The sequence below is a fragment of the Porphyrobacter sp. CACIAM 03H1 genome (assembly GCF_002215495.1).
Lineage (GTDB): Bacteria > Pseudomonadota > Alphaproteobacteria > Sphingomonadales > Sphingomonadaceae > Erythrobacter.
This window is the reverse complement of sequence record NZ_CP021378.1, coordinates 3,453,209-3,469,151: the sequence shown is the minus strand read 5'-3', so window position 1 is coordinate 3,469,151 and position 15,943 is coordinate 3,453,209. Positions and strand designations below refer to the sequence as shown.

The 15,943-nt window shown below is 66.4% G+C and carries 15 protein-coding genes; 12 read left to right on the top strand and 3 right to left on the bottom strand.

Annotated features, from left to right (window positions below):
- Positions 1–53 precede the first annotated feature (53 nt).
- From galE to CBR61_RS16430, 3 genes are all read left to right on the top strand, one after another.
- Positions 54–1,061 carry a UDP-glucose 4-epimerase GalE gene (gene galE / locus CBR61_RS16440; RefSeq protein WP_420705672.1) on the top strand — a complete coding sequence of 336 codons (1,008 nt, stop codon included), beginning with the start codon at positions 54–56 and terminating at the stop codon, positions 1,059–1,061.
- Positions 1,062–1,167: 106 nt separating this feature from the next.
- The gene (ykgO, locus tag CBR61_RS16435) at positions 1,168–1,293 is read left to right on the top strand and encodes a type B 50S ribosomal protein L36 (RefSeq protein ID WP_017666014.1); all 126 of its coding nucleotides are present in this window, start codon (positions 1,168–1,170) and stop codon (positions 1,291–1,293) included.
- Positions 1,294–1,385: 92 nt separating this feature from the next.
- A complete protein-coding gene (locus CBR61_RS16430; RefSeq protein WP_088915336.1) occupies positions 1,386–1,988 on the top strand; it encodes an HAD-IA family hydrolase in 603 nt (200 codons plus the stop codon).
- A gap of 122 nt (positions 1,989–2,110) precedes the next feature.
- Here CBR61_RS16430 and CBR61_RS16425 read toward each other — a convergent pair whose 3' ends face one another.
- A complete protein-coding gene (locus CBR61_RS16425; RefSeq protein ID WP_088915335.1) occupies positions 2,111–2,455 on the bottom strand; it encodes a CC_3452 family protein in 345 nt (114 codons plus the stop codon).
- A gap of 208 nt (positions 2,456–2,663) precedes the next feature.
- Here CBR61_RS16425 and CBR61_RS16420 point away from each other — a divergent pair, with 208 nt between their 5' ends.
- Positions 2,664–3,215, top strand: coding sequence for a winged helix-turn-helix transcriptional regulator (locus tag CBR61_RS16420; protein ID WP_088915334.1), 552 nt, complete (start codon positions 2,664–2,666; stop codon positions 3,213–3,215).
- Positions 3,216–3,295: 80 nt separating this feature from the next.
- A complete protein-coding gene (recQ, locus tag CBR61_RS16415; protein WP_088915333.1) occupies positions 3,296–5,098 on the top strand; it encodes a DNA helicase RecQ in 1,803 nt (600 codons plus the stop codon).
- Here the strand turns inward: recQ and CBR61_RS16410 are convergent.
- Entirely contained in the window at positions 5,064–5,930 is an 867-nt protein-coding gene (locus CBR61_RS16410) for a hypothetical protein (protein ID WP_233996777.1), read from the bottom strand. The two genes, recQ and CBR61_RS16410, sit on opposite strands and share 35 nt — an antisense overlap.
- 703 nt (positions 5,931–6,633) lie before the next feature.
- On the opposite strand from CBR61_RS16410, the gene CBR61_RS16405 reads away from it, so the two are divergent.
- The 7 genes from CBR61_RS16405 (at position 6,634) to yihA (ending at position 13,375) form a co-directional block, all read left to right on the top strand.
- Complete coding sequence (locus CBR61_RS16405; protein ID WP_172835989.1) at positions 6,634–8,574, top strand: putative bifunctional diguanylate cyclase/phosphodiesterase; 1,941 nt, start codon at positions 6,634–6,636, stop codon at positions 8,572–8,574.
- 314 nt (positions 8,575–8,888) lie between these two features.
- A complete protein-coding gene (locus CBR61_RS17070; RefSeq protein ID WP_199797444.1) occupies positions 8,889–9,920 on the top strand; it encodes a hypothetical protein in 1,032 nt (343 codons plus the stop codon).
- Between the two features lie 72 nt (positions 9,921–9,992).
- Entirely contained in the window at positions 9,993–10,127 is a 135-nt protein-coding gene (gene rpmH / locus CBR61_RS16395; RefSeq protein WP_026092078.1) for a 50S ribosomal protein L34, read from the top strand.
- A gap of 161 nt (positions 10,128–10,288) precedes the next feature.
- On the top strand, positions 10,289–10,666 hold the full coding sequence (rnpA, locus tag CBR61_RS16390) for a ribonuclease P protein component (protein ID WP_088915691.1): 378 nt from the start codon (positions 10,289–10,291) through the stop codon (positions 10,664–10,666).
- On the top strand, positions 10,663–10,872 hold the full coding sequence (gene yidD / locus CBR61_RS16385) for a membrane protein insertion efficiency factor YidD (protein WP_088915331.1): 210 nt from the start codon (positions 10,663–10,665) through the stop codon (positions 10,870–10,872). Before rnpA ends, yidD begins: the two co-directional genes overlap by 4 nt.
- A 63-nt stretch (positions 10,873–10,935) precedes the next feature.
- A complete protein-coding gene (gene yidC / locus CBR61_RS16380; RefSeq protein WP_088915330.1) occupies positions 10,936–12,690 on the top strand; it encodes a membrane protein insertase YidC in 1,755 nt (584 codons plus the stop codon).
- A gap of 4 nt (positions 12,691–12,694) precedes the next feature.
- Entirely contained in the window at positions 12,695–13,375 is a 681-nt protein-coding gene (gene yihA / locus CBR61_RS16375; protein WP_088915329.1) for a ribosome biogenesis GTP-binding protein YihA/YsxC, read from the top strand.
- On the opposite strand, the gene CBR61_RS16370 is transcribed toward yihA, so the two are convergent.
- Positions 13,341–15,938: a hypothetical protein gene (locus tag CBR61_RS16370; protein ID WP_088915328.1), complete on the bottom strand. Its 2,598-nt coding sequence runs from the start codon at positions 15,936–15,938 to the stop codon at positions 13,341–13,343. The two genes, yihA and CBR61_RS16370, sit on opposite strands and share 35 nt — an antisense overlap.
- Between the last annotated feature and the right edge of the window lie 5 nt (positions 15,939–15,943).

Here is a 15,943-nt window from a genome sequence, read left to right as displayed (position 1 = left end):
TGTGTGCGCGAGGTTGAGAAATATTAAGCGGATTGCGTGATAGGGGCGGCGCCATGATGTCTGACAGCAAACCATCCGTGCTCGTCACCGGCGGGGCGGGCTATATCGGCAGCCACGCGGTGCTGGCGCTGGTCGACGGGGGCTGGCCAGTGGCAGTGATCGACAACCTTTCGACCGGCTTCCGCTTCGCCATCCCCGAGGGCGTGCCGCTCTATGAGGGCGATATCGCCGACGCCGACCTGCTGGCGCGGATCTTCGCGGAACAGGGCACGGGCGCGATCATGCACTTCGCCGGCTCGATCGTGGTGCCCGAAAGCGTCGCCGATCCGCTCAAGTATTACCACAACAACACCGCCAAGAGCCGCGCGCTGATCGCGGCGGCCGTCGAGGCCGGAGTGCCCCACTTCATTTTTTCCTCGACCGCGGCGACTTACGGCATTCCCGATGTCGCCGCCGTGTCCGAGGACACGCCGCAGCGGCCGATCAATCCCTACGGCTGGTCCAAGCTGATGACCGAGCAGATGCTCGCCGATGTTGCTGCAGCCCATCCGCTCAACTTCGGCGTGCTGCGCTATTTCAACGTCGCAGGCGCGGACCCGCAGGCGAGGAGCGGCCAATCGACCGCGGGCGCGACGCATCTCATCAAGGTCGCGATCGAGGCGGCGCTGGGCAAGCGCGAATCGGTTAGCGTGTTGGGCACCGACTACGCGACGCCCGACGGCACCGGGGTGCGCGACTATATCCACGTCAGCGATCTCGCCGCCGCCCACGTGCTGACGCTGGAGGCGCTGATCGCCGAGCCATCGCGCTCGCTGACCATGAACTGCGGCTATGGCCGGGGCTTCTCGGTCAACGAGGTGCTCGACGCGGTCGACCGGGTGACGAATCGCAAGCTCGACCGCCGGATTGAGGGGCGGCGCGCGGGCGATCCCGATTCGCTGATTTCCGATCCCTCGCGGCTCAAGGCGACCCTCGGCTGGGAGCCCCGACACGTCGATCTCGACACGATCATCGCCCATGCGCTCGCCTGGGAGCGCAAATTGTCCGATTTGCGGGGCTGATCGCGCCAGACTCGCATTGACGCGTGCTCGCGGCGCGGCTAACGACACGCTTCGATTTCCGCGCGTCGGAGCATTTCCGGCGCGCTTCACTTTTGGAACAAGCGCCATGAAGATCGTCAACAGCCTCAAGTCGCTGAAGGGCCGTCACCGCGACAACCGCGTGATCCGTCGTCGCGGCCGGACCTACGTCATCAACAAGACCGATCGCCGCTTCAAGGCCCGCCAGGGCTGATTTGGCGCAGGCGCCCGGCATGGGCGGCTGATGGATACGGCGGCCCGCCTCCTCACCGGAGTGCGGGCCGCGAGCGTTTGGGGGCGGGCCTGGTGAGAAAAGCGGTTGTGTTCGACATTGGCCGGGTGCTGTTCCACTGGCAGCTCGGCGCGCTGTTCGAAAAGCTGATCGACCATCCGGAGGAGCTCGACTGGTTCCTTGCCAACGTGGTCACCGAGGAATGGCATTTCGAGCATGACGCCGGCCGCCCGCTCGCCGAGATGGTGCCCGAGCGGATTGCGCTCTACCCGCAATACGAGGCGCAGATCCGCGCCTATGCCACCCGCTTCAACGAGACCGTGCCGGGGCCGGTGGAGGGCTCGCACGAACTGGTCGCGCGGTTGGCGGCGGCGGGCGTGCCGCTCTACTGCCTGACGAATTTCGGCGACGAGTTCTGGCAGATGTTCCGCCCGACTCAGCCGGTGTTCGATCACTTCGCGGACATCATCGTCTCGGGGGTGGAGAAGGTCGCCAAGCCCGATGCGCGGATCTACGAGATCATGGAGGCCCGCAGCGGGCGGACGGGCGCCGCGCTGTTCTTCACCGACGACAACCCCGCCAATGTCGCCGCCGCCCGGGCGCGGGGGTGGGATGCGCATATCTTCACCGATGCGGCGAGCCTCGAGGCGCAGCTGGTCGCGGCAGGTCTGCTCTAGGGGCGGCATAAAAAATCCCCCGGCCGCGCGCTGTGGGGTCAGCGGGCGCCGGGGGCTGTGGAGCTCCGTCCGGTTGGAGAGGGGGAGGACCGGACGGAGAGGGACTTCGCGTCAGACTGCAATCAGCCGTTGCACTTCGCCAGTTCCTCGGCGGTGATGTCCTGGCCATCAACCTTGAAGGTGGCGATCTCGCCGAACTTGCGGTTCAGGCCGCGGCATACACGCAGCGGGCGGGCGGTGGTCTTGTTGGCGACGCAGGTCGCGTCCTTGCACGCCCAGGCGACGCCATCGGCGACCGCGCGCGTCTCGCTCGCCGGGGCGGCGAGGGTGGCGCTGTAATAAGGGGCGCCGGCGGCGTTCAGAGGCGCGCCGCTGGTGGCGACGCCGAAGCTCGCGCCGGTGTAGACCAGCGCCGAGAGCAGGATGGCGAGCTTGCCGGAGCGGGGGAGGGAGAAGGTGTTCGTCATCGGGGTATCCTTTGCCTTGTCGTTTGTCGGGGCACCGGCCCCATGGTCTCTGTCACCGCATTTTGCAACGCAACATTTCGATTCGAAACCAGTTGCTATTCGCTACCTATGGCATTAGGTTGTGAGTTGCAACTGAAAACTGAAATTTTTTTGTGTGGCCTGCAAAATCGGTTACACACAGCCCCGGAAGGGGAAGGGACACGAGATTATGGGTGAGCTGAGAGAACCGCTGCGCGAACTGATCGAATGCGGGCTGCCGCAGGCGCTAGAGGTGATGGGCGAGCGCTGGTCCTTCATGATCCTGCGCGCGAGCTTCAACGGTCTCAAGCACTTCGAGGAATTCCTGAGCGAACTCGGCATCGCCCGCAACATTCTCTCCAACCGCCTCGCCAAGCTGGTCGAACACGGTATCCTCAAGCGCGAGCCCTGCGCCGACGATCGCCGCAAGATCGAATACCGCCTGACCGAAAAGGGCTTCGATCTGCTCCCGGCGATGCTGGCGCTGCGCCAGTGGGGCCAGAAATACGGCAGCGACCAGGTGGTCGAGGATCCGGTGCTGGTCGACGAGCGCGACCGTCTGCCGATCGGCCCGGTTTCGATCCTCGCCCATGACGGGCGGATACTCGGGCACCAGGACCTGTGGCTGACCCGCCCCGCCGACCTCGGCAAGCGCGCCGACGGCACCATCGCCACCCGCGGGACCGACCTCGCCAAGGGCGATGTGGTAGATCTTGCGGCGAAGAAGGCATCCGTCCGCTAAGCTGCGGACTGTCGACAATCCGTCGATACCGCAGGCCCTGTGGGTGCCCTTGGGCCGCCGCATAGGCTAGGGCGGCGGCCATGAGTGCGGTCGTCCCTCCCGAATGTCACGACATCCTCCACCGTACCTTCGGCTATCCCGCCTTCCGCGGGCAGCAGGAGGCTGTGATTGCACGGGTGATGGCAGGCACGCACACGCTTGCCCTGATGCCGACGGGCGCGGGCAAGAGCCTGTGCTACCAGGTTCCCGCCCTCGCGCGGGCGGGCACGGCGGTAGTGATCTCGCCCCTGATCGCGCTGATGCACGACCAGATCCGCTCGGCCCGGGCGGCGGGCATCCGCGCCGCCTCGATGACCTCGGCGGATTCGGACAATGCGGCGACCGCCGAAGCCTTCCGCTCGGGCGAGCTCAACCTGCTCTATGTTGCCCCCGAACGTGCCTCGACGCCGGGGTTCCAGGCGATGCTCAAACGCGCGCCGATCGCCCTGTTCGCCATCGACGAGGCGCATTGCGTGTCCGAATGGGGCCACGACTTCCGCCCCGATTACCGGATGCTGCGCCCGGTGCTCGACCGCTTCCCGGACGTGCCCCGCCTCGCGCTCACCGCCACCGCCGACCGCACGACGCGGGCGGACATTCTCAAGCAGCTCGGCATCCCGGACGAGGGCCTGATCGTCGCCGGCTTCGACCGGCCTAACATTCGCTACGCCATCACGCCCCGCGACAACGGCCCGCGCCAGATCGCCGACCTGCTCCAGCGGCTCGAAGGGGCGGGGATCGTCTATGCCCCCTCGCGCAAGCAGGCCGAGGAACTCGCGGCCGCCATCACTCGCGCCGGTCGCGCGGCATCCTTCTATCACGCCGGGTTGGAGCCGGACCGGCGCGCAAGGGTGCAGGCCGAGTTCGTCGCCTCCGAGGACATGGTGATGGTCGCCACCATCGCCTTCGGCATGGGCATCGACAAGCCCGACGTGCGTTTCGTGATTCACGCCGGGCTCCCAAAGTCGATTGAGGCCTATTACCAGGAAACCGGCCGCGCCGGGCGCGACGGCGATCCGGCCGAGGCACACCTGTTCTGGGGCGTCTCCGATTTCGCCCGCGCGCGGCAATGGCTGGCCGAGGTCGAGCCCGAGCGCCTGCCTGCCGAACAGGCGCGCCTGGGCGCGCTCGCCGCGCTGGTCGAGGCGCCGACCTGCCGCCGCGCGATCCTGCTCAGGTACTTCGGCGAGCATCCGGGCGAGCATTGCGGCAATTGCGACAACTGCCTGGAAACGCCCAGAGTGATCGACGCGGGCGAGCTGGCGCGGAAGCTCCTTTCGGCGGTCTATCGCACCGGCCAGAGCTTCGGCATCGGCCATGTCGAGAAGGTGCTGACCGGACAGAGCGACGGGCGCATCGCCTCCCGCGGGCATAACCGGCTCTCGGTGTTCGGCATCGTCAGCCCTCAGGAGGCCCCGCTGCTTCGCCCGCTCGCCCGGGCGATGGTGGCGCGGGGTATCCTCAACGCGACCGAGCACGGCGGCCTCGCATTGGGGCTGGAGGCAAGGCCCGTGCTGAAAGGCGAGGCAGGCGTCACCATCACCGAACCCCCGCCCAGGCGCGAACGCCGCAGCCGCCGGGCACGCGCGGGCGCAGCGGGCGATGCGCCCAACCCCGTCGGCAACCCACTGTTCGAGGCCCTACGCGCCAAGCGCAAGGCGCTTGCATCCGAGCATGGCCTCCCGGCCTATGTCATCTTCCATGATTCGGTGCTGCGCGACATGGCACTGCAATGCCCCGAGACGCTGGCGGAGCTCGGTACCATTCCCGGCGTGGGGGCGAAGAAGCTTGAGACATGGGGGTCGGATTTCATTGCCGTGGTGCGGGAGCACCTGAAGGGCTAGGGCGTCCCCGCCGCACCGAATAGTCGATCCGGATCCGCACCCAGCTGCCAAATTGCTCGCGCCCGCCGATCCGTGCCGGACGCACTCGGAACTGCCACGCGGCCGCCATTACCGCCCGGCCGATCTGCGAGCCCTGCGGGCTCTCGCCGAGCAGCACGCAGTCCTCGACATAGTAGCCCGTGACCGTCTTGCAGGCGATCAGCGCAGCGCCGGGCCCGTTGGCAGTGGAGAGATAGCCCGCCAGCTCCGAATCGGTCGGCTCGCGATACCAGCGCGCGGCGTAGAGCGGCTCGCCGTTGGGCGCGGTGCCGACCCGCTCGCTGTCGCCCGCGGTGCGCGGGTTGCCGGTGTCGGCGGGGCCCGCAGCCGCACCGGGCCTGATCCGCGCGCCAATCTTGGGACGGGTTGGCTGTTCGGCCGGGGCCGAGGGCGAAGGCGCAGGCTGAGGCGGCGCGGGCGGCTGGGGTGATGCCGGTGGCCGATCCAGCGCCAGCGGGGAGGGACGCAGCGGCTGTGGGAGCGGCTCGGGGGGGGGCGCCTGTTCCTCCTGCGGGGTATCCGCCTCACTCGCATTTGCGGCTTCCGGCGTGGGCGCGGGCGGCGCGGCGAATTCGATCGCGGTCAGCGTGTCCTTGCCTTCGCCGTCGTCGACTCTTCCCATCTGCACACCAAGCGTCAGCAGCATGAGCAGTAGCAGCGCCTCAAGCGCGACCGCGATTGCAAGGCTCGCCAGCCGCCGTCGCCGCACCGCCTTGCGACAGGCGGCGACCAGAGAGGCAAGCTTGCACGGCTGGTCTGCCGCCGTTGACGAAGGATTTTCGAAACTCGCCACTGCGCCCTTGTCGGGCCGAGAGAGAACGGCCCTTAGCTGTCCTTAACGCGTCTTGAGCTGGCATGATAGCTGTATGCAATTGGTTGCGGTCGACTTCCTGCGCTGCCGGGAGCTCACAAATACTGCGCTGAACCTCAAGCATGTCGGTGTAGCTTCGGTCGCCCCGCCGGTCGCCACTGCTCACATTTTCGTGGTGCACGACTGACAAAAGCTCTGAGCAGGTATCTTTTGAGATCCTGTGCTCTCCTCGCTGCGAAGGTTAGGCGGTACTCGTTCACGAACTCTCCGCGGCCGTATGTCATTGGAAGATAACATTCTTCTTCGTGCCCGCCTTGCCAGGCCGGGCGTGAGCCTGCTCGTCGAACTTCAGCGCGCGGTCCCAGGGACCTTACGCCACGACAGAGGGAGCCGAAATGACCATGACCAAGCCGCAGCACCTGGTGTTCGGGCGGGGGCTCTGGCAATTCATCTGCCCGCCGTTCTGTCGGCGCTTGAAGAGACCGGAGTGCGAAGTGCGCATTGCGCATTGCGCTATAGCGGTGCCACTTTGCGCCTGAGCCAGGAATCCCCAAGGCGGGCCGGGGGTCACGTTCGCCCGGGCAAATGATTGTTTTTCATGAATCTAGGAACCCGCACTTGCTAGGCTACCCCGAGGATGTGGCTTAACAATTCCTCGACCGTATTCATGTATTGGGCTTGGGTCATGTGGGTCCACGGCCTCCTTTTCCCGGCACAGAGTTCATCCGAGCAGCTGGAGCAAATCCGCGAGATTTTCGATAATCTTCGCAAGCAAATACCTCTCCTTTACGCAGCGGCGATCGTAAATCTTATCGGCATGCACGTCGCTATTGGCGGTGCAGAACTGAAGCTAATTTCTCCCATAACCGTACTGTCCGCCGTGCTGCTCTGGCGAGCTTTCTTCTGGGCCTTCGTGCAGAAGCCGACCGAGGACTTGCTCAAGGCCCGGACCGAGTTGCTGCAGGTTGCCGCCTTCACCGTTCTGTTGTGTACGGGCTTCTCAATCTGGGCGCAGTTCCTGATAACCGCCTATCCTGAACTGGCGCTCAGCGTCGTCTTTTTCAGCCTGCTTGCAGCCTTGGGTGCCGCATACGGACTTAGTAGCTTCCCCCGGGCAGCCGTTGTACCGCTGACTTTGCTTGGGATGCCAGTCGCCGTTCGTCTTCTGTTTCTGGGAGATGGCTTGACGAAGGCGATGGGGTTCAGCCTTCTGCTTGTCATATTGCTATTTATGCGCCTGCTTCAGACCCATAGCAAGGCGCTCACAGACCTGATCAGCAGTCGCATGGCAGCCGCGCGAGAACACAATCGCGCGATCTCTGCCGAGGTCGCAGCCATCAAGCGTGCAGACGCAGACGATCTGACAGGTGTCGCCAATCGTGCGAAGCTGATCCGCGACATAGGGAGGGACATGATTCAGGGGCCCGCGACAGGCGGTGGCAGCGTTGTGGCAATCTGCGACCTAGATGGCTTCAAACGTGCCAACGACGTGTTTGGTCATGCCGCAGGTGACGCGCTCCTCATCGCATTCGGGCAACGCTTGGCGGAAGAATTCTCAGGTGCAGCAACGGTCGCCAGGATGGGGGGGGACGAGTTCGCGGTTTTCTGGCGAGATGGTCTCTCGACAGCAGAGCTTTTTGCAGCCGGAGACCGGATCTGCGAGCTTGCTGCACAACCAGTCGAATGGAATGGAAAAAAGCTGACTGTCGGGACGTCTTGCGGGATAACTGAAGCCGGGCCCTACGCGAATAGCGTGCAGGAATTTCTCCGGCAGGCCGACACGGCCCTCTACATGGCAAAGGCATCCGGCCGCGGCCGCTGGCAATTCTATGACGAAATTGCATTCTCGATTGACAAGCGCAGGGCCAAGCTTGAGCTCCTGCTCCTCAGCGAAGAAGCTTTCAGCGAGCTATACGTAGATTTCCAGCCCATCTACGAGGTCAGTTCTGGCAACCTTGTCTATCTTGAGGCGCTGGCGAGGTGGCACAGCATGCAGCTTGGATCGGTAAGTCCCGGGGAGTTCATCTCTCTGGCGGAGAACTTAGGGAAGATTGAGGCCATAAATGAAGCCATTCTCGAAAAGGCGCTGACAAACGCTTGCGGCTGGCCGCCCGGTGTGCGCCTATCGTTCAACCTGAGCGCAGCCCAGATAAGTCGTGGAGGCACCGCGGAGCGAATCCTCGCAACGCTTGCGAAACATCGGGTGTCCCCGAACCTTATGCTTTTCGAAGTTACCGAATCCGCGGTGCTGGCTGACATGCGCACAGCCAAGCAGGAGCTGGAAATCCTTCGCCACGCCGGTTGCCTCGTCGCTCTCGACGATTTCGGCGCGGGCCATGCTTCGGTTGCGTATCTGCGGCACCTTGTATTCGATGTTGTAAAGCTCGACGGCTCGCTCACCAAGGACATTGAGACCTGCACGAGGTCCCGCCAAGTCCTGCTCGGACTCGTCAATCTTTGTCACGCGGCCGGCGCGTTGTGCGTGGCCGAGCACATCGAAACCGCGGGGCAACTTGATTTGGTCAGGACCATGGGCTGTGACCTTGCCCAAGGTTTCCATCTCTCGCGGCCGATCGAGCCCGATCACATCGAGGGCCTTTGGCGACGACAGTCTTTGTCACGCTAGCACCCCTTGTCAGTTGGTCTTGGACCATGACTTGCCATCATTCCGGTGAGCGACGGCATGGGCTGCTGCAGCGAACGAGCAACTGGCGCGGGCGCGCGTTGAAAGCCGGTTGCAGTCCGCAGTAATCGCCTGCGCACACGACGACGTCATCCTTTTTCCCGCCGCGTTCACGCGGCTTGCAAGCAGGCGTATCGCGCCGAGCGGATGGCTGGTGCCTAACCGCGACTTTCCGTCTGCCTCCGCTCGTACGCTTAGGCATTTCTCAAACATAGATGTTGGCAAATTCGGAACGAGACCGGAGCGAGAACATTTGCATGTTCCGTCTCGTTGCCCTCTCGCTCGCTTCACTGGCGCTTTTGTTGCCTGGAACACCGGCACTCGCCGACCCCGGAGCACGCGTCATTGAGCGCGTGTCGTGGGTCGAGGAATGGGACGCGGGACGCGGTGAGTGGGTCAGAGTCGATGATGGCTCGGAAGCCGGCGACTCCGGCGACGCCGCCCCTGCTCAGACCTTACCCACCACGTCTGTCACCCGCATGGGCGACGTCACCGTCACACAGACCATTATCGAGCAGCCAATGCGCTTCATCGTCCGCTCTCGCGCTGACGCGCGCGGCGCCGGGATGGCTGCTTATGGCCCATTCCGTGTGCTCGATGCGCGCCGCGCGGCGCTGGTCGGTTCGACCGACGCCAATAGCCCGCATGCCTTTGCGGCGATGATGGCTGACCATCCGAGCCTCGAAGTGCTCGAATTCACCGATGCCCCGGGCACCAGCAACGACATTGCAAATCTCCGCGTCGGCCGCGCGATCCGCGCCGCGGGCCTTGCCACCCACGTGCCCGCGGGCGGATCGGCGCGCTCGGGCGCGGTCGAGCTTTTCCTCGCCGGCACGACGCGCAGCATCGATCCCGGCGCCCTCTTCGCGGTTCATGCCTGGCGCGACGCGTTGGGCCGCGAGCCTGCCGATTTCGCACCCGACGCGCCGGAGAACCGGCTCTATCTTGACTATTATACTGACATGGGCATGAGCATCGATCAGGCTCGCGCCTTCTACGCCATGACCAACTCGGTTCCGCACACTCGTGCCCTGTGGCTCGGGGGCGACGAGATGGCGCGTTGGATCGCCCCTGACCAGGAAATGCGCGATCGAACCCCAGCCTCTCGCGACTTAGTGGGTGCATTGCACGGCCCGCTGCGTCTTGCGCTCGGGCGCTCGGCTGCAGCGGTCGCGGAAGGGCTGCTGGCCCGGTTGCGCGCGCCGGTCCCGCTCATCGAGGCCGCTCCGCGACTGGCCTATGCTGATCTCGGCGCGGCTGTGCTTGACTCGGGCGCTGCTTTCCCATAACCGCCGCGCCTGTTCTTGGCACGCTGCAACGCGGCCCCGGTCTCTTGCGCCGGTCAGCTTTTCGAGGATGATATGAAGCGTACCTTCCAGCCCAGCAATCTCGTGCGCGCCCGTCGCCACGGTTTCTTCGCCCGCAAGGCCACCCCGGGCGGTCAGAAAGTGCTTCGCGCCCGCCGCGCTCGCGGCCGCAAGAAGCTCTGCGCCTAATCCTTTCCGTACCCGCCTGCGCGGGTGCGATTACCTCGCTCGTGCGGCCTGAAGGTCGTATTGCGGCGGGCGGGCGCCCAAGAACACTGGCGTCCTTGCGGGCTCCCTCTGGGGGCCCGTTGATTTTTGCCGCCCTCCCTCATTACTTTATGGGCGACCCCATGATCTCGGTCCTGACCAAGCGCGGCGATTTCCTTGCTGCCAACGCCGGCACCCGCAATGCGCGCGCCGGTTTCGTGCTGCTGACCCGCCCCAACGGGGGACAGGGCATCCGGTACGGCATCACGGTCACCAAGAAGATCGGCAACGCGGTCGTACGCAATCGCATGAAGCGGCGGTTTCGCGAATTGCTGCGCGCCGCGCTGCCGGTGAAGGGGCTCGCGAATCACGATCACGTGCTGATCGGCCGCGCCGGCGGGGTCGAGCGGGATTTCCACCGCATGGCAGATGAACTTGCTCAGGCGCTCGAACGCGCCCGCGAAGGCAAGGGCGATCCGGCGGGCGGTCGTCGGCCCAGACGCGGGGACCGGCGCAAATGAAGCAGGTTCTCATCCTTGTTGCGCGCGCGTGGCAACTCGGACCCTCGCGGATCCTGCCGCCCACCTGCCGCTATGCGCCCTCCTGCAGCGAATACGCGATCCAGGCGATCGGCAAGTATGGTGCGTTCAAGGGTGGATGGATGGCGTTCAAGCGGCTAATGCGCTGCCACCCTTGGGGCGGGCACGGTCACGATCCCGTGCCCTAGGGCTTTAAACGGGACCGTTCTATCCCCATAACACACCTGTCGTCGCATAACCGGGGCTCACACTTGGACAATCGCAATCTTCTGCTCGCCGTCGTGCTTTCGGGTCTGCTCATTCTCGGGTGGGACGTGGGCATGCGCTATTTCTATCCCGAGGCGGCGATCTCCTCGCAGGCGACGCCGACCGATGCCTCGACCGGCGAATCCGCTGCCGCCGCACCCGCGCCCGCTGCCGCTGGCAATCTCGGCGTCGAGGCGGCGGCCCGCAAGGTCGATCTGAAGACAGCGCTTTCCGGCGGAAACCGCGTCGCGATCGACACCCCGCGCATCGCCGGCTCGATCAACCTGATCGGCGCGCGGATCGACGACGTGGTGCTCAAGGACTACCGCGAGAGCGTGAAGCAGGATGCGGGCCCCGTGCGCCTCTTCGCGCCTGAAGGCACGCCGGGGCAGTATTTCGCCGAATTCGGCTTCGTCAGCGGCGGGCAGCGCCTGCCCTCCAGCGTCGTCTGGACCGCCGACGGCGACCGGTTGACCCCGACCACGCCCGTCACCCTGTCCCGCACCGATGCGAACGGCGTGATCTACCGCGTGCGCTTCGCGGTCGACGAGGACTACATGATCACCGCCACCCAATCCGTCAGCAATGGGGGCGCGGGCGCGGCGGTGGTGCAGCCCTTCGCGCTGATCAAGCGCACCAGCACCAATGCCACCCTTGACCAGTATGTCTCGCACTCCGGCCCCGTCGGCGTGTTCGGCGGCACCCTGTGGGACCCGCATTCCTACGAGGAACTTGCCGAACTGGGCGGCGAAAGCCCCGAAGGCGCGCCCGATTGGCTCGGCTTCACCGACCAGTACTGGCTCGGCGCGCTGGTACCTGGTGACGGCAAGGGCAACGTCAGGGTCGACGATGCCGGCTTCCGGGCGCTCGGCAACAACCTGTTCCGCACCGACCTGCTCTACGGTGCCGTCACCGTGCCCGCCGGCGGCAGCGTGACGCAGGAAACCCGGCTCTATGCCGGGGCCAAGGACAGCCAGATCCTCGACAAGTACGAGGACGCCGGCATCACTTATTTCGGCAAGGCGATCAGCTGGGGCTGGTTCGAGATCGTCGAGAAGCCGATCCTGTGGCTGCTGCGCACCCTCAATGGCCTCGTCGGCAATTTCGGGGTGGCGATCATCCTGCTCACCGTCATCATCCGCGGGCTGATGTTCCCGATCGCGCAGAAGCAGTTCGCTTCGATGGCGCAGATGAAGGCCGTGCAGCCGAAGATGAAGGAGATCCAGGAGCGCTTCAAGGACGACAAGCAGCGCCAGCAGCAGGAGATCATGAAGCTCTACAAGGACGAGAAGGTCAATCCGCTCGCCGGCTGCCTGCCGATGCTGATCCAGATCCCGATCTTCTTCGCGCTCTACAAGGTGCTGGTGCTGGCGATCGAGATGCGCCACGAGCCCTTCATCCTGTGGATCAGGGATCTCTCGGTCCCCGATCCGGCGCATATCCTGAACCTCTTCGGCCTCCTGCCTTTCGCGATCCCCGAGGCGAGCTTCCTCGCCATCGGCCCACTCGCGGTGCTGCTGGGGATCACGATGTGGCTGACCTTCAAGCTCAACCCTGCGGCGATGGACCCGGTGCAGCAGCAGATGTTCGCGATCATGCCGTGGATCCTGATGTTCGTGATGGCGCCCTTCGCGGCCGGGTTGCTGCTCTACTGGGTGACCTCGAACGTCCTCACGCTGGCGCAGCAAAGCTATCTCTACTCGAAGCACCCGCAACTGAAGGCGGCGAACGCGACGGCGGAGAAGGCGGCAAAGGGGTAGCCTGATGAGCGATCCCGACGATCAGGCGGAGCGTGAGGAAGCCGCTTCCAAGCTCTTTTCCGGGCCGGTCGATTTCCTGCGCTCCGCGCCGCAGCTCCAGTTCCTGCCCGATCCGGTGGTGCCGGAGATCGCCTTCTGCGGGCGCTCAAACGTCGGCAAGTCCTCGCTGCTCAACGCGCTGACGGGGCGGAAGGCCATCGCCCGCGCCTCGGTGACGCCGGGGCGAACGCAGGAGCTCAATTTCTTCGATGTCGGCAGGCCGGAGGAGGAAGGCGCCCTGCCGCTGTTCCGGCTGGTCGACATGCCCGGCTACGGCTTCGCCAAGGCGCCGGTGAAGGTGGTCGAGAAGTGGAAGGCGCTGGTGAACAGCTACCTGCGCGGGCGGCAGGTTCTGGCCCGCACGCTGGTGCTGGTCGACAGCCGCCATGGCCTCAAGGAGGTCGACCGGACGATGATGACGATGCTGGATCAGGCCGCGGTCGGATATCGGATCGTCCTCACCAAGACCGACAAGATCAAGGCGAGCGAGCTCGCCGCGGTCGCCGAGAAGACCGCCGCCGAAGCGAAGAAGCACGTCGCCGCGCACCCCCAGATCCACCTCACCAGCAGCGAGAAGGGCATGGGCATCGCGGCCCTGCGCGCCGCAGTCGTCACCGACGCGCTGGGCGAGGGGTGGATGGGGTAGCCGGACCGCCATAGCTGCGCACGGCGTCGAACCCCGGCACCACGAATCCCATCCGCGGCGTCGGGCTCTGAGCAAGCCGGTAGGGCTCAAGGTCGTGCGCGAGCTTCACCAGCGTGCCTCCCTCGACCCCGCGCCCGCCCGCGAAGGCCGCCCGGAACACTGCCACCAGCGCGAAGAAATCGCGTGTGTCTCGATCAATGCCGAGCGCACCGGCATTCCCGACGACCCCCATCCCGTCGAACGACATGCCGAACCCGAGCAGCGCCGCGCGCTCGTCCGATTCCACCGCCTGCCGGTAGAGATCGATGATGGTCCCCCCGATTGCGGTGTTTGCGATGACCGGATGCAGGAGCCAGCGGTTCACGCCCTCGAGCCGCGTCGGCACCGCGATCATCACCATCGGCCGGTCGTCCGCCGCGACGGCCAGCGCGGCGCGCACAACGGCAGGATCGATCGTGCGCTCCGGGATCAGGCGCCCGCCGCTCTCCCCCGCCCGAAGCCGGATGCCGGCCGGGGAAAGCTGCCACGCGAGGCTGCGCACCCGGTATTCTCCCTCGCCCGGTGCCCCGGAGACGCTGACGCCGCGGATCAGCGCCGTGTCGACCTCCGACACCGGCGCGTCCATGGCCGCGGCGACCTCTGCGGCGGTCAGTGCCAGCCCGAAAATCGACAGCCCCCGCGGCTTGACCCGCGGGGCGCGCCCGCGCGCTGCCTTGCCGAGCACGCTAGTCCGCGCCAGCTCAGGCGCGCGCGGCAGGCCCTTGCCGGCGGCCGCGATCCCAAGGGCGGTCGGCAGGGTCATCGCCGTGCCGGGCAGCACGTCGTCGAACTGCGCCACCAGCGGCACGCCTGCCTGCCAGTTCGGCTGGGCCAGCACCGCGTTCACCGCCTTCGCCTCGCGCGCGTCGGGCAGAGCGGCAATCACCGGGCGGCGCGCGAGGATCCGGCCGAGGAAGGCATTGCGCCGCCGGTCGCTCTCGTCGAGCAGCCCCGCCACCTCCACCGCATCGCCGCGCCGCAGCAGCTTTTCGAGCCCGCCGCCCTGAACCCGCCGCAGCGCCGTCGCCAGCGGCCGGCCCGCGGTGATATCGTTGAGGAAGCTGGTGAAGCGGATCTGGACGATCTGCTCAAAGCCCTTCTGCAAGCCCTTGCGCCCTGCGCGAACCCCCTCGGCCTCGAACACCGCCGCGCCGCCCGGCCCGGGGATCGTCGCGCCGATTGCGAGCGCGAACTGGTCGCCGAGCGCGATGGTGGCGAAGGTGCCGATCCGGGCGGGCCGGTTGAACGCCGCGAGGCTGGCCTTCAGCTTCTCGCGGAAGCCCGGCACGCTGCCCGCCGCCTTGCGCAGCGCCTGCTCCAGCCGCTGCACCGCCGCCGCCCGCAACGCGCCCGGTGCCGCCTCGTGCCGGCGCATCTCGTCCAGCACCGCGCGTCCCGGATCGCTTGCCGGCACGTCATCGAGGGCGAAAGCCCGGGTGCCGCCGGCGGGATCGGCGGCATAGCTGCGGACCACGGCATCGCGGGCGACCATCGAATCGAAGGCGTTGTCGAGCGCCCGGGTGTCGCTGTCCGGCAGCAGCGCCCGGTCGGTCAGCCGCGCCGATGCCCGCAGCCAGGCACCGTCATCGGCGAGGGCCTCGAGAAACTGCTCGGCTGCGAGGCGGTAATCGGGATCGTCCGGCGCGGCTGGCTGGGGCGCCGCCGCTGCAAGCCGGCCGAGTTGGGGGCCGCTCGCGGCAAGCTCGCGCGCGATGCGCAGGCCTGCCAGCGTGTCAATCGCCGGTTCGACAAGCCCGCTGCGCAGCGGCGGCGCCGCGGTCCCGAGCAAGAGGATGCAGGTCGTCGCGGTGGCGATCTTGCCGAGCCGCTTGGTGCTGTTCTTGCCGAGATCGACCAGGCCCTCGCTGAACAGCAGCCGCATCAGGCGGGCGCGGACCCCGTCGACGCCGAGCGGCAGGGTCTGCTTGCTCAGGTCGATGCGGCGCACGAGATCGCAATAGCGCAGCCGGTGCGCCTGCCGCCGCCGGTCGTTGTCCGGCCCATCGGCGACGGTGTTGGCGATGCGCGCGCGCAGTTCCCGCATCTCCTCGCTGTCGGGCAGCGGTTCGAGTTCGCCGCTGCGCGACTTCACGGCGAGCGCGCGAAGCTGGCGCAGGTAATCGACCGCAAGCGTCTCGCGGTAGCTGGCGAGGGTCAGCGCCCACAGGATCGCGAAGGCCCCCGCGATGCCCAGCCAGAACAGGATCTGTCCCAGCGTGCTGCTGGCGGCCTTGGCCCAGTCGCGCGTGACGAGCGCCGCGGTCTGGACATCGGAAAGCACCCCGAGCGTGGTTGCCGGCGCCAGCCATTGCAGCGCGAGGAACCCGGCCGCCGCCGCGCCGAAGCTCAGCGCCGCGATGCGCAGGAAATCCCCAGCGGTCTGCAAAGCCGCGATCGTGGCGGCCCGTGCGACCTTCTCGCGCGCGGACTGCGCCAGCCAGCGGGTCTCCACCTGCGGCAGCAGCCCGGCATTCACGATCATGTGCAGCACCGCGACCAACGCGAGCCCGCCCCAGAAGTTCATCGCGA

What these genes read in the sequence shown, in the direction of transcription:
- CBR61_RS16405 (WP_172835989.1), top strand. Translation starts at nt 6,634, where the DNA reads ATGTGGGTCCACGGCCTCCTTTTCCCGGCACAGAGTTCATCCGAGCAG.
- yidD (WP_088915331.1), top strand. Translation starts at nt 10,663, where the DNA reads ATGAAGCAGGTTCTCATCCTTGTTGCGCGCGCGTGGCAACTCGGACCC.
- CBR61_RS16370 (WP_088915328.1), bottom strand. Translation starts at nt 15,938, where the DNA reads ATGAACTTCTGGGGCGGGCTCGCGTTGGTCGCGGTGCTGCACATGATC.
- CBR61_RS16420 (WP_088915334.1), top strand. Translation starts at nt 2,664, where the DNA reads ATGGGTGAGCTGAGAGAACCGCTGCGCGAACTGATCGAATGCGGGCTG.
- rnpA (WP_088915691.1), top strand. Translation starts at nt 10,289, where the DNA reads ATGATCTCGGTCCTGACCAAGCGCGGCGATTTCCTTGCTGCCAACGCC.
- CBR61_RS16425 (WP_088915335.1), bottom strand. Translation starts at nt 2,455, where the DNA reads ATGACGAACACCTTCTCCCTCCCCCGCTCCGGCAAGCTCGCCATCCTG.
- galE (WP_420705672.1), top strand. Translation starts at nt 54, where the DNA reads ATGATGTCTGACAGCAAACCATCCGTGCTCGTCACCGGCGGGGCGGGC.
- CBR61_RS17070 (WP_199797444.1), top strand. Translation starts at nt 8,889, where the DNA reads ATGTTCCGTCTCGTTGCCCTCTCGCTCGCTTCACTGGCGCTTTTGTTG.
- ykgO (WP_017666014.1), top strand. Translation starts at nt 1,168, where the DNA reads ATGAAGATCGTCAACAGCCTCAAGTCGCTGAAGGGCCGTCACCGCGAC.
- rpmH (WP_026092078.1), top strand. Translation starts at nt 9,993, where the DNA reads ATGAAGCGTACCTTCCAGCCCAGCAATCTCGTGCGCGCCCGTCGCCAC.
- yihA (WP_088915329.1), top strand. Translation starts at nt 12,695, where the DNA reads ATGAGCGATCCCGACGATCAGGCGGAGCGTGAGGAAGCCGCTTCCAAG.
- recQ (WP_088915333.1), top strand. Translation starts at nt 3,296, where the DNA reads ATGAGTGCGGTCGTCCCTCCCGAATGTCACGACATCCTCCACCGTACC.